At 72.2% G+C, this 12,850-nt stretch carries 11 protein-coding genes; 6 read left to right on the top strand and 5 right to left on the bottom strand.

Annotation, left to right across the window (positions count from 1 at the left end):
* Positions 1 to 78 precede the first annotated feature (78 nt).
* The gene (locus ACH54P_RS12160) at positions 79 to 261 is read right to left on the bottom strand and encodes a hypothetical protein (protein WP_489912477.1); all 183 of its coding nucleotides are present in this window, start codon (positions 259 to 261) and stop codon (positions 79 to 81) included.
* A gap of 73 nt (positions 262 to 334) precedes the next feature.
* Here ACH54P_RS12160 and ACH54P_RS12155 point away from each other — a divergent pair, with 73 nt between their 5' ends.
* The gene (locus ACH54P_RS12155) at positions 335 to 1,174 is read left to right on the top strand and encodes a helix-turn-helix transcriptional regulator (protein WP_489912476.1); all 840 of its coding nucleotides are present in this window, start codon (positions 335 to 337) and stop codon (positions 1,172 to 1,174) included.
* A 39-nt stretch (positions 1,175 to 1,213) separates the two neighbouring features.
* Here the strand turns inward: ACH54P_RS12155 and ACH54P_RS12150 are convergent, their stop codons facing one another.
* Positions 1,214 to 2,137 (bottom strand): AraC family transcriptional regulator, encoded by a 924-nt coding sequence (locus ACH54P_RS12150; protein ID WP_489912475.1) that lies wholly within the window; start codon positions 2,135 to 2,137, stop codon positions 1,214 to 1,216.
* 83 nt (positions 2,138 to 2,220) lie between these two features.
* On the opposite strand from ACH54P_RS12150, the gene ACH54P_RS12145 reads away from it, so the two are divergent.
* On the top strand, positions 2,221 to 2,625 hold the full coding sequence (locus ACH54P_RS12145; RefSeq protein ID WP_489912474.1) for a pyridoxamine 5'-phosphate oxidase family protein: 405 nt from the start codon (positions 2,221 to 2,223) through the stop codon (positions 2,623 to 2,625).
* A gap of 146 nt (positions 2,626 to 2,771) precedes the next feature.
* On the opposite strand, the gene ACH54P_RS12140 is transcribed toward ACH54P_RS12145, so the two are convergent.
* A complete protein-coding gene (locus ACH54P_RS12140) occupies positions 2,772 to 3,773 on the bottom strand; it encodes an esterase/lipase family protein (RefSeq protein WP_489912473.1) in 1,002 nt (333 codons plus the stop codon).
* Between the two features lie 304 nt (positions 3,774 to 4,077).
* Here ACH54P_RS12140 and ACH54P_RS12135 point away from each other — a divergent pair, with 304 nt between their 5' ends.
* The 4 genes from ACH54P_RS12135 (at position 4,078) to ACH54P_RS12120 (ending at position 10,128) form a co-directional block, all read left to right on the top strand.
* The gene (locus ACH54P_RS12135) at positions 4,078 to 5,022 is read left to right on the top strand and encodes a 3-hydroxyacyl-CoA dehydrogenase family protein (RefSeq protein ID WP_489912472.1); all 945 of its coding nucleotides are present in this window, start codon (positions 4,078 to 4,080) and stop codon (positions 5,020 to 5,022) included.
* A gap of 63 nt (positions 5,023 to 5,085) precedes the next feature.
* Positions 5,086 to 6,960 (top strand): helix-turn-helix domain-containing protein, encoded by a 1,875-nt coding sequence (locus ACH54P_RS12130; RefSeq protein ID WP_489912471.1) that lies wholly within the window; start codon positions 5,086 to 5,088, stop codon positions 6,958 to 6,960.
* A gap of 145 nt (positions 6,961 to 7,105) precedes the next feature.
* Positions 7,106 to 8,740 (top strand): tannase/feruloyl esterase family alpha/beta hydrolase, encoded by a 1,635-nt coding sequence (locus ACH54P_RS12125; RefSeq protein ID WP_489912470.1) that lies wholly within the window; start codon positions 7,106 to 7,108, stop codon positions 8,738 to 8,740.
* 59 nt (positions 8,741 to 8,799) lie between these two features.
* Entirely contained in the window at positions 8,800 to 10,128 is a 1,329-nt protein-coding gene (locus ACH54P_RS12120) for an MFS transporter (RefSeq protein WP_489916400.1), read from the top strand.
* A gap of 14 nt (positions 10,129 to 10,142) precedes the next feature.
* Here the strand turns inward: ACH54P_RS12120 and ACH54P_RS12115 are convergent, their stop codons facing one another.
* Together ACH54P_RS12115 and fadD11 are read right to left on the bottom strand one after the other, a co-directional pair.
* Entirely contained in the window at positions 10,143 to 11,078 is a 936-nt protein-coding gene (locus ACH54P_RS12115) for an alpha/beta hydrolase (protein ID WP_489912469.1), read from the bottom strand.
* Entirely contained in the window at positions 11,075 to 12,844 is a 1,770-nt protein-coding gene (fadD11, locus tag ACH54P_RS12110; protein ID WP_489912468.1) for a fatty acid--CoA ligase FadD11, read from the bottom strand. The genes ACH54P_RS12115 and fadD11 overlap by 4 nt, the downstream gene beginning before the upstream one ends.
* Positions 12,845 to 12,850 lie beyond the last annotated feature (6 nt).

Raw genomic sequence — 12,850 nt, 5'->3', positions numbered from 1 at the left:
CTCGGACTCGCGCCGATACAGGGGCTGCCGGCCCCCCTCAGGGCCGGGCTCGTCAAACGATCCCGCCGTTGGCCCGGATCACCTGGCCGTTGACCCAGCGGTCCGCGGCGCCGGCCAGGAAGGCGACCACGGCCGCGATGTCGGCAGGCGTTCCAGCGGCGCCTGTTCCTTGTTCGCGCTGCAACCGACGATCACGGCCATGCCGTCCGCGGCCGGCCGGGACACGACTTCGCGGCCGAGGCCACGCGATCCTCCGGTCACCACGGCGACCGCCGCTCACCCAGGTGGTGGCAACCCCTGGCTACGGCGCTCGTGATCAGGGCACATTGGTGGGGTGAACCTCGCCGAGCTGGGGGCCTTCCTCAAGTCGCGCCGCGACCGGATCCGGCCGGCGGACGTCGGCCTGCCCGTCGGTCCGCGGCGCCGGGTGTCCGGGCTGCGCCGGGACGAGGTGGCGCAGCTGGCCGGCGCCTCGGTCGACTACTACATCGAGCTCGAGCGCGGGGCCGGTGCCCAGCCGTCCGAGCAGATGCTGGCGGCACTCGCCAGGGCGCTGCGGCTCAGCCGTGACGAGCGCGACCACCTCTTCCACCTGGCCGGCCGCGCGGTGCCCGCGGACGGTGGTCCGGCCGGCCACGTCCACCCCGGCATGCTCGACCTGCTGCACCGGCTCGACGGCACCCCGGCTCAGGTGGTCACCGATCTCCGCGTCACGTTGGTGCAGAACCGGTTGGCGGCCGCGCTGCTCGGCCCGGCACCGCCCCCGACGGGGTGGCAGGCGAGTTTTCTGTACCGGTGGTTCACCGACCCGGCGTCGCGGGCGATCTACCCCGCCGAGGACCACGACTACTACGCCCGCTCGTTCGTCGGCGACCTCCGCGCGGCGATGGCGCGCCGTGGTGGTGACGACGCCGAGGTGGCCGCGCTGGTCGCGGAGCTGACCGCGCGCAGTCCCGAGTTCAGGGAGCACTGGACGCGCCACGATGTCGCCTTCCGCCGCCACGACCGCAAACGCCTGGTGCATCCCGGACTCGGGCTGCTGGAGGTGCACTGCCTCACCCTGTTCAGCGAGGACAGCAAGCAGCGACTGCTGTGGTTCACCCCGGCCGTGGGCACCGACTCGGTCGCGAAACTGGAGATGCTGGCCGTCGTGGGAACGCAGCAGCTGCGGTGAGGGCGAATCCGGCGGGGCGCGCCTTTTCGGGTGGCCCGGTCAGCGCCGGGTGCGCCGGTACTCGCTCGGGTTGACGCCCCGGACCCGCTTGAACGCCGCGCTGAACGCGAAGGGGTCGGCGTACCCGACACTGCGGGCTACCGCCGCGACGCCGGCGGTGTCCCGCTCGACCAGCAGGTCGGCCGCGAGCGCCATCCGGCGGCGGGTGAGGTAGGTCAGCGGCGGTTCGCCCACCAGGTCGGAGAACCGCTTGGCCAGCGTCGAGCGCGACACCCCGGTGCGGACGGCGAGCGCGCCGACCGTCCACGGTGCCGCGGGCTCCTCGTGCAGCAGCCGCAGCGCGTGGCCGACCACCGGATCTCGCTGGGCGGTCCACCACGCCGGGGGCTCGCCGCCAGGCCGGTCGAACCACTCGCGCAGCGTGCACACCAGCATCCAGTCGAGCAGCCGGTCGAGCACCACCTGCTGGCCGGGGATGTCGGCGGCGACCTCGGCGGCGAGGTGGTCCAGGACGGCGTCGCCGGTACCGCCGCCGCCGCCCACTCTCAGCACGACGGGCAGGGCGTCCAGCAGCGGGCGGCTGATTTCGCCGGCGACCGGGTAGGCGCCGACGATCATGGTCGTGGTGCCGTCGCCGGGGTCGTACCAGCCACGCCGGTGCCGGGTGCCGCCCTGCTCGGGCGTGGCGCAGTGCTCGCCGCAAGCGACGGGTTCGGCGCGGGTGCCGACCTCGTCGACGAAGGTGAACGTCCCCGGCCCGCGCACGACGACGGTCTCGTAGGCGCGCAGCGGCTCGGGCGGACCTTCCTCGGGGACGATCCACCCGGCCCCCGAGAGGACGGTGCACAGGGTCAGTGGCGCACCGTCGGTGAAGTGCACGGCCCAGGGCGGCGAGAGGGCCGAGCTGCCGAACAGCGAGCCGTGCGCCCGCAAACCGCGAAAGAGGTCGTCCACCACGTCCACTTGACCGAGGCTAGACGATCGCACAGGCATTCCGGCTTCTCGCCCATGGCATCGTCCGGGGTGGGCGGGGTTGAATCGGGGTCATGAACGCACTGACCCCCTCGGACATCGAGTTCCTCCAGCGTCCGCTGCACGGGTTCCTGGCCGTGGCCGCGGGCCGGCCGCGGCCCGTGTGGTTCGAGGCCACCGCCGAAGGCACGGTCCAGCTGTTCTCGGAACCGGACGCGCCCAAGGTGCGGCGGCTGCGCCGGGACCCGCGCGCGTCGATCGTCGTGGCCGCGCCGGTGGGGGAGCGTGAGCGGTGGGTGTCGGTCGAGGGCCGGGTTTCCCTGGACCCCGAGGGCGCCCACGACCTGGCGGGGCGCCTGGCCGCCCGCTACTGGGACCTCGACGATCCGTCCCGCGCCGCCGATCTCGAGGAAATCCTGGCCACGGACCAGATCCGCTTGATCCTCCACCCGGAAACCGTGCGCCGCTACGCGTACTGACCAGGGCAGCTGCTGTGAGGTCAGACCCGCTACGTCTTCGCAGTCCTGATGAATGCCGCACCGCCTGCGCGGCGGCGGGTGCTCCTGGTAGCGGCCCGGGGCGCTCGCTCGCGTACGAGCGCCCCGGGCCGCGGTCTCGGGTGGGATTACGGGCAGGTGTTGTCGAGGACGTAGTAGTTGCTGCCGGTTTGGCGCAGCTTGGTGGTGCCGTAGAAGGAGTCGAGACCGAGGTTCTGGTTGGATCCGTTGGCCAGCGCGTAACCGAAGCTGTCGTGTGCGCGGCCGGCGATCACGTGCGCGTAGTTGGACGCCGGGAAGCAGGCCCCGCCGGTGGGTGGTGTGGTGCCGGTCGTGGTGGGCGGTGTGGTGCCGGTGGTGGGCTGTTCGTGGGCGGTGATGAACGCGCGCATCCCGGCCAGGGCGGTGTTGTCGGAGATGATGGTGAAGTGGGTGGGGGCCATCGGGCCGGAGAGCAGGAAGTTCTCGTCGGCGCCTTCGAGCTTGGCGGTGTCGTAGGGCGCGGCGTTGGTGTCGTTGACCGACCGGATCGTCATGTAGGCGACCTGCGGGTGGCCGGGGACTTCGGTGCCGGAGTTGAGCGCGGTCAGGAACGCCGAATTCGCGCTGCCGAACTGCTGGCAGGAGACGTAGAACTGGCAGCCGTTGTTGGTGGTGCCGTGCTGGGGGCCGGCGTAGCCGATGTACTGCGAGACCTTGGCCGCGCCGCCGAGGTTCTTGATGTAGTAGCGCGCCGCGAGCGTCGAGGCCGACCAGGTCGCGAGCACGACCTTCGACGCGCCGGTCTGCGCACGCACCTGGTCGACCTTGGTGCTCAGTTCCTGGGCCGCCTTGGCCAGGTCCTGCTCCATGCTGCTGCTGTCGGTCCAGGTGAACAACCGGCCCGCCGCCCACCCGTTGGACTGCAGATCGGACTTCATCGTGTCCATGTTGGACGGAGTGCCGGTCATACCCGGGATCATGATCACCGGGTCGTGGGTGGCCGCGGAAGTGGCGGCGGCCGCGCCCGTGGTCACCGCGACCGCGGCGGCGACCACGGCGGCCAATGCGGCAGAACCGGCGGCCAGCAGCCGGGCCCGCCGGCCCGGGCCGCTCCGCGCCGCAGACGACGAGCGGGGATTCGCAGGCATCATTGCCTCCTTGAGCACAGCATGAGTGGGGAACTGGATTCGCGTTTTCGGTCACCCCGGTCCGTCGAGATCGGGAGTTCCGAGGTGCGATCACTGTAAAGAGCGCACCCCCATTCGGGGCTATGTGCCGATGTCACACGATTTGGGCGCCACTTGTGTGCTGTCGCGGTCGCGGGCGGATCAGTGACCACCGAACACAACATTCCCTCCAACGGTGTGATCGGTTCACATTGTTGCGGGCTGCCGCTGTTCGTACCGTCAACCGCTCGAACGCATCCAGCACATCGTCTCGGAGGACCTCCCAGTGACCCGTTTCGGCATCATCGGCGGCGGCTTGATGGGCCACGGCATCGCCGTCGCCCTCGCCCAGGCGGGACACGGCGCCGGGGTCTTCGACAACGATCCGGCGGTGCTGGCCAGCCTCGGCGACCGCGTCGGCAGCGCGTTGACCCGCGGTGCCACGCCGCGAGAAGAGGTGGACGCCGTCGGTGACCGGGTCGTCGCGGTGGACTCGCCGGCCGAGCTGGCGAAGCAGTGCGACGTCGTCATCGAGGCGGTGTCGGAGCGGCTGGCCGTCAAACACGACGTGCTCGCGGCGCTGGAGCCGCACCTGGCGCCGGACGTCCCGGTGTGGACGAACACCTCGGTGCTCTCGATCAGCGAGGTCGCCCGGGCGATGCTGCACCCGCAGCGGCTGGTCGGCGTGCACTGGTGGAACCCGCCGTACCTCGTTCCCCTGGTGGAGATCGCCCCGGGCACCGACACCGACCCCGCTTTCGTGGACCACGCGCACGCCCTCATCGCCGAGCTGGGCAAGACGACGGTCCGGCTGCACCGCGACGTCCCCGGGTTCATCGGCAACCGCCTGCAGTTCGCGCTGGTCCGGGAGGCGCTGCACCTGCTGGCCGAAGGCGTGTGCGAGCCGGAGACGATCGACACCGTCGTCCGGGCCAGTGTCGGGCTGCGGTGGGCCGCGGTGGGGCCGATGGAGAACGCCGACTACATCGGACTGGAGCTGACCCGGGCCATCCTCGGCAGCCTCGCTCCCACCCTGTCCGCGGAAACCTCCGAGTTTCCCGTGCTCGACCGGCTGCTGGCGCAGCGGCGCACAGGCCGGGCCGGCGGGCGGGGACTGCTCGGCCGGCGGCCCGGCCGGGCGGAGGAGGTGGCCGCCCGCCTGGAGGCCGGCATCCGCCGCAACCTGCCGATCGACCTGAGTGGCCGGGCCGGGCAGCGCGGGTCACACTGAACCGCGGTGCGCGGGTCGACGGCGGATCGGTGCGGCTGTGCGGTACCGGTGAGGAGGGAGACGATGCCGGCGGAAAAGCAGTCGATGCTGCAGCTGCTGATCGACGACGCGGGCCTCGAGGCGTTCGACGCCGCCGTCGCCGACGCGCGGGCACGGGGGCTGTCCGCGGAAGAGCTGGCCGAGGTCGAGCAGGAGCGGGTGATCGCGCTGCGGCTGCGGGACACCCTCATCCGGCACCGGCGCAACGAGGCGGAACTGCAGCTGCTCAACGACACCGCCAACGACCTGGCATCGTTGCGCGACCTCGATTCGATCCTGCAGGCCATCGCCGACCGGGCGCGCCGGCTGCTCGAGTGCGATTTGGCCTACATCAGTCTGAGCGACCGCGGCCGGGGTGACTGCTACATCCGGGCCGCGGCCGGCAACGTCTCCGGGTTGCTGGTCGGCCTGCGGCTGCCGACCGGCGCCGGGCTCGGCGGGATGGTCGCCCGGACGGGGGAGCCCTACAGCCTCAAGTCCTACGCCGAGGACGCGACGATCACCCACACCGGGGCGATCGACCGGACCGTCGCCGCCGAGGGGATCGAGTCGCTGCTCGGCGTGCCGGTGAAGCTCAAGCAGGAAGTCATCGGGGTCCTGCTGGCCGCCCACCGCGCCATCCGCTCGTTCAGCAGCCGCGACATCACCGCCCTGAGCATGCTCGCCAACCACGCCGCCGTGGCGATCGAAAGCGCACGCCTGCTGACCGCGGCGCAGACCGCCGTCGAGGACCTGCGGGTCGCCAACGCCACCATCGGCTCGCACGCCGCCGACCTGGAGCGCACCGCCGAGGTGCACGAACGGCTGACCAAGCTGGTCATCCAGGGCAAGGGAGTCGAGGAGGTCGTGCACGCCACCGCCGCGGTCGTGCCGGGGCACGTCCTGGTCGTCGACGAGCACGGTGCCACGGTGGCCACCTCGGGCGAAGAAGGCGATGAGCCGCCGCCGGAGCTCGCCGAGGCCGGGATCGACGCGCGGCGGTCCGGCCACACCCTGGTCCGGGACCGCCTGTGCGTGGTGCCGATGATCACCGAGTCCGAACCGCTGGGCACCCTCGTCCACCACGGCGCGGCGACCATCACCGACACCGACCGGCGCATCCTGGAACGCGCCGCCCTGGTCGCGGCCCTGGTGCTGGTCACCCGGCGGCGGATGACCGAAGCCGAGGCCCAGGTGCGCGGCGAGCTGCTCGGCGAGCTGCTCAGCCAGAAGAGCCAGGACTTCGACCTGCTGCGGCACCGCGCCGCGATCCTCGGGGTGGACCTCGACGCCTGCCGGGTGCTGGTGGTCGCCCACGTGGACGGGGTGGCGCGGGAGCGGACCTACCCGGCCGTGGCCGCGCTGGCCCGCCGGTTGCGCGGCCTGGCCACCCACCACCACGACACCGTCGTCCTGCTGGCCCCCGGCGACGATCCGCGCACGGTGGCCCACACCGCCGCGCGGGAGCTGTCGCGCGCCACCCGCAACCGCGTCACCGCCGGGCTCGCCTGCGTCCCGCACCCCACGGCCGTGGGCGCCGCCCACGACGAAGCCGCCAAGTGCATGCGCGCGCTGCTGGCCCTCGGCCGCCACGGCGAGACCGCCGCGGCGGAGGACCTCGGCTTCGTCGGCGCGCTGTTCAACGGCCACCCCGACGTCACCGGGTTCATCACCGCCACGCTCGGGCCCGTCCTGGCCTACGACCGCGAACACCACGCCGACCTGGTGCGCACCCTCGAAGTCTTCTGCCAGGCCAACCAGAACGCCCGCAGCACCGCGCAGCTCCTGCACCTGCACCACAACACCGTGTCCCAGCGCCTCACCCGGGTCGGCCGGCTGCTCGGCGACGACTGGCGCACCGCCGACCGGCTCCTGGAAATCCAGGTCGCCCTGCGGCTGCACAGCGTCAGCGGCCGCTGACGCCGCCGGTTTCATTCCGGCACCCCTCTTGTGTGCCGATGTCCCTGTCGATTCCGTCATTCAGTGTGTCGTCGACACATCGCGGTCCCGAAGTCGTGCTGCCTAACCTGATGGCCCGCACCGACGCGGACACGATGGAGGCACCATGAGAAAGGCTGTGCGGACCGCTTTCCTGGCGATTCCGCTGCTCGCCGCGGTCACCGCCGCACCCCCGGCGCAAGCCCGGACCGGAGCGACGCGGTGCGCCGGCCTCGACGGCGTCCGGATTCCCGCTTCCGCGATCGGCCTGCGCACCTCCGGCGGACAGGTCACCACCACCCGGCTGGTGGCGGCCACTACGACAACCGGACCGTATTGTCTGGCCGACGCCGCCATCAAGCCCGCCGATCCGGCGGCGCCGCCGATCAGGATGCAACTCGCGTTGCCGGAAACGTGGAACCACAACGCTTTGATGTTCGGCGGAGGCGGCTACGACGGCACCATCCCGAACATCGCCGGGAACGTCCCTTTCGGACCCGACAACGAGCCCGCCCCGCTCGCCCGCGGCTACGCCACCTTCGCCGGCGACTCCGGGCACCAGGCCGCGCCCGGCTTCCCGCCCACCACCACCCTCGACGGATCGTTCGGCCTCAACGACGAAGCCGTGCGCAACTTCGCCGGTGACGCACTGAAGAAGACCCGCGACGCGGCCCGCTACCTCATCGGGCGGCACTACGACGGCGCACGCCCGCGGCACAGCTTCTTCGCCGGGGGATCCAGCGGCGGCCGGGAAGCCCTCGCCGTCGCCCAGCGCTGGCCCGCCGACTTCGACGGCGTCATCTCCGCCTACCCCGCGTGGAACGCCGCCAGCCTCGACCTGTTCTTCGGCTACGAGGCCCGGGTTCTCGCCCAGCCCGGTGCGTTCCCGAACCCGGCCAAGCAGAATCTGCTCCACCGCAGCGTCCTCGCCGCCTGCGACCGCGGCGACGGGCTCGCCGACGGCGTCGTGTCCCATCCCGACGGCTGCCACTTCGACCCGGAAACGCTGCGCTGCCCGGCGGGAACCGATACCGGCGACACGTGCCTGTCCGACGCCCAGATCCACGCCGTCGAGAAGATCTCCGCGCCCCTGTCCTGGAACCATCCCCTGCGCAGCGGGGAACGCGGATATCCGGGATTCCCGTTCCTCTCCGGCGCCACCATGACGACCGCGCTGCTGGGCATGGGAACCCGGGCTCCTTCCTCGCCCATGCCGGCCACGGCCGGGTACGGGCCGCAGTTCTGGGACCAGTGGGTGCGCTACCTGGTCACCCGCGACCCCGCCTACGACTCCCTCACCCTCGACCCCCGCCACCCGGGCGCGTGGACCCCGCGGATCAGTGAGCTCTCGGCGCTGCAGGACGTCAACGATCCCGACCTGCGGCCCTTCGCCCGGGCCGGCGGGAAACTGCTGATCCTGCACGGCGCGGCGGACGAACTGGTCAGCTCCCGCTCCACCGCCCACTACTTCGACCGCGTCCAGCGGACCGTCGGCCGCCGGGCCACCGACCGGTTCGCCCGCTTCTACCTCGTGCCCGGCGCCAACCACGTCAACGTCGGCGCCGCCTTCGCCGCCGGCTGGGACTCCCTCACCGCCCTGGAGAACTGGACCGGGCACGGCGCGGCACCGGCGAACCCGGTCGTCACCGACGTCGGCCCGGACCACGGGCACCGCACCCGCCCGCTGTGCCAGTACCCCACCTGGCCCCGCTACACCGGCGGAGACCCGGCCGCCGCGAGCAGCTTCACCTGCCGGCGATGACGACCCGCATCGCGCAGGACCGCTGCGTGACTGCCACGATCCCCCTTTCGGAGCTCATGATGACCAGAACCCACGAAGGCACCCAGTCCCCGGCCCGCACCGGGCTCGGCCGGGTCGTCGCCGCCAGCCTCATCGGCACCGCCGTGGAGTGGTACGACTTCTTCCTCTACGGCTCCGCCGCCGCGCTGGTGTTCAACAAACTGTTCTTCCCCGGCAGCGACCCGCTCGTCGGCGTGATGCTCGCCTTCCTCACCTACGCCCTCGGTTTCGTCGCCCGCCCCATCGGCGGACTGGTGTTCGGGCACTTCGGCGACCGCGTCGGCCGCAAGAAACTGCTGATGCTCAGCCTCCTGCTCATGGGTGCCTCCACCGCCGCGATCGGCCTGCTGCCCACCTACGGCAGCATCGGCGTCTGGGCCGCGATCCTGCTCACCACCCTGCGATTGGTCCAGGGCTTCGCCGTCGGCGGCGAATGGGGCGGCGCGGTCCTGCTGATCAGTGAACACGGCTCCGCCGAGCGCCGCGGCTTCTGGGCCAGCTGGCCCCAGGCCGGTGTCCCGGTCGGCAACCTGCTGGCCACCGCCGTCCTCGCGATCCTCGCCGCGTCCATGGACGACGCGAGCTTCCTGGCCTGGGGCTGGCGCATCCCGTTCCTGCTCTCCGCCGCGCTGGTCGTCCTCGGCTTCTGGATCCGCAACGCCGTCGAAGACGCCCCCGCGTTCATCAAGGCCAAAGAACTCGCCGACGCCGGCGACACCCCGCGCCGCGCCCCCGCGCTGGAAGCCCTGCGCCGCTACCCCAAGCAGATCCTGCTCTGCATGGCCGCCCGCGTCGGGGAAAACGTCTCCTACTACGTCATCACCGCGTTCGTCCTCACCTACGTCACCACGCACCTGAAACTGTCCGGCGGTGTCGTCCTCACCGCGCTGCTCGTCGCCAATGCCGTCCACCTCATCGCCATCCCCGTGTTCGGCGCCCTGTCCGACCGGCTCGGCCGCCGGCCGGTCTCCCTGGCCGGCGCGATCGGCACCGCCGTCTGGGCGCCGCTGTTCTTCCGGTTCCTCGACACCCGCGAGCCGATCCTCATCACCGTCGCCGTGGTCGGCGGCCTGCTCATGCACGCCGCCATGTACGGCCCGCAGGCGGCGTTCTTCGCCGAACAGTTCGACATCACCGTCCGCTACAGCGCCACCTCCATCGGCTACCAGGTCACCTCCATCTTCGCCGGCTCCCTGGCCCCGATCATCGCCACCGCCCTGCTCAAGAACTACGGCAGCGCCACCCCGATCATCATCTACGTCGCCGCCGCAGCCGCCGTCTCCGTGCTCGGTGTCCTGGCCGCCGAGGAAACCCGCCGCCGCGACCGCACCGACGTGCCGGCCACCTGACCCACCCCGGACAACTACGCGCGAGCCGTCGCGGGTCCGGATCTCTCTGGAGTGGCGAGCCCGCCGGTGGTGAGGAACCGGGCGAGGTGCCGGAGTGCCGCGTCCGATTCCGGCAGGATGCGGGCGAGCGGGAACGCATGGGTTTGTCCCGGCCACACGCGCAGGTCGACGGGGACGCCGGCGTCGCCGAGCCGGCGGGAGAGCAGTTCACTGTCGTGGCGCAGCAAGTCGTGCTCACCGGTGATGATCAGTGTCGGCGGCAGGCCGTGCAGGCCGGCGTCCGCGGGCGCGGGGAGCGCCGCGCCTCCGGCCGTGCACAGGCGGGCGACCCGGGCGACGCAGACGGGGGACAGGAACGGGTCGGGAAACAGAGGCCGGGTGGCGGGGTCGAGGCCGGCCCAGGGCGAAATCACGCCGATCGCGCCTGGACCGGGCAATCCCCCGGTGCGCAGACGGGTGGCCACGGCGAACGCCAGCCCGCCGCCGGCGGAGTCGCCGGCCAGCAGGATGGCGGAGCCCGGGGTGCCGTGGTCGAGGAGCCACCGGTAGGCGTCGAGTGCGTCTTCGACGGCGTCGGCGATCGGGTGCTCGGGGGCGAGGCGGTAGTCCACGGACAGCACGGGTACCCCGGTGCGGGCGGACAGCACCGCGACGAAGGGGCGCCACGCGCGGGCCGAACCGGCGATGAACCCGCCGCCGTGCAGGTAAAGCACGACGGGAGCGGTGGCTGCCGCGGCGGCGCGGACGAGTTCGGCGCGGCAGGCGGGCAGGACCACGGGTTCCCACGTGGTGCCGCGGGGCAGCCGCCCGGTGCCGGCCGCGGCGCGGTCGATGGCGTGCCGGATCCACGGCAACGTCGTGGTGGTGAGCGGGAAACGGGCACCGAGCGGGCGGGCGGTCCGGCGGAGGACCTGGGCGAGCACGCGCGACTGCCACGAGGGCCCGGTCATGCGCCGACCGGGACGGCGGCTTCGTGCACGTCCCCGGTGACCGGGTCGGCGTAAAGGCTGTCGATCTCCGCGGCGTACTTGGTGGCGATGGGTTTGCGGCGCAGCTTCATGGTCGGGGTGAGCTCGTCGCCACCGGGTTCCCAGACGTGCGGCAGGATGCGGAACCGCTTGATCTGTTCGACGCGGGCGAGCCCGGTGTTCGCGGCGGCGACGGCGGCGGCGACCTCGGCCACGACGTCGGGGGTGCCGCGACCCGCGAGGGCTTCGGGGTCGAGGACGACGAGAGCGGTGACGTAGGGACGCCGGTCCCCGATGGCGACGACACCCGCGATGAGCGACGACCGGGCCTTCACGGCGTTCTCGATGTTCGCGGGCGACATGTTCTTGCCCGAGGCGGTGATGATGAGTTCTTTCTTGCGGTCCACGACGGTGAGGTAGCCGTCGGTGTCGACGGTGACGATGTCGCCGGTGGACAGCCAGCCGTCGGCGTCGAGGACTTCGGCGGTCTTCTCCGGCTCGCCGCGGTAGCCCTTCATCACCAGCGGCCCGCGCACCTGGAGCTCGCCGTCGCCGGCGACGCGCAGCTCCATGCCGGGCAGGATCTTCCCGACGGTGCCGAGCTTGGCGGGCGTGGCCGGCGCGGCGCTGGCGATGCAGGTCAGTTCGGACATGCCCCAGATCTCGGAGACCGGCAGCCCGAGGCCGGTGAAGAACGCGAGCGTGCCGGGCGGGATCGGGGCCGCTCCCGACACCGCCCACTTGAGGTCGCCGAACCCCAGCTTTTCGCGGAGCGGGGCGAGCACCGCGGCCTCGGCGCGGGCGTGCTCGGTCAGCAGTTCGGGCGGCACCCGGTGCCCGGCGCGCTCCAGCGCGACGCGGCGGGCGCCGACGTCCAGGGCCCAGCTCAGCGCGGCCCGGCGCGTCTCGTCCGGCTCGCGTTCCACGGCCAGTTCCACGGCCGCCTTCAATTTCTCCCAGATCCGCGGCACCGCGCCCCAGATGGTGGGGCGGCAGTCGGGGAGGGCCGCCGCGATGGCGCCGGGGTGATCGACGACGGTGACCTGGGTGCCGAAGACGAGCTGGAAGTACAGGGCGGTCATGCGGTCGGCGATGTGCGCCGAGGGCAGGAACGAGGTGATCCGGTCGCCGAACCGGATGGGCAGGATGCCCGCGACGGCGCGGGCTTCGAACAGCAGCGAGGCGTGGGTGGTTTCGACCCCTTTGGGATCGCCGGTGGTGCCGGAGGTGTAGATGAGGGTCGCCACGTCGTCCGGTCGCACGGCACGCCACGTGCTGTCGAAGTCGAACCCCGGGGCGGCGAGGGCGGTCAGCTCGTCGAGCGCGAGGGTGCCCGCGGGCGCCTGACCGGGCACCGCGTCCACGACGACGATCGTCTCGACGGCGGCGCCGGAGGCACGGATGCGCTCGACGTACTGGGCTTCGCAGACGACAACCTTCGCTCCGGCGTTGCCGAGGACGAACCCGATCGCGGCGGCGGGAAGGGTGTTGTAGACGGAGAACGACGTCGCACCGACGTGCAGGGCGCCGACGTCGACCGGGTAGAACTCGACGCGGTTGCCCATCATCAAGGCGACGGTGTCGCCGTGGCGGACGCCGAGCGCGGCGAGGCCGGTGGCGACGGCGCGCACCTGGCTGGCGTAGCCGCGCCAGGTGAGCGTCCGGGTCGCGCCGACGGTGCGGACCGCGACGGCGTCCGGGTCGATCGCGGCGATGTGCTGGAAAGCGGCGCAGAGGGTGGTGGACATGGTGCG

It is taken from the genome of Amycolatopsis sp. N2S4-7 (assembly GCF_058119595.1).
Note: the sequence above shows the minus strand (reverse complement) of the source record. Positions and strands in the feature narration are given on the sequence as shown.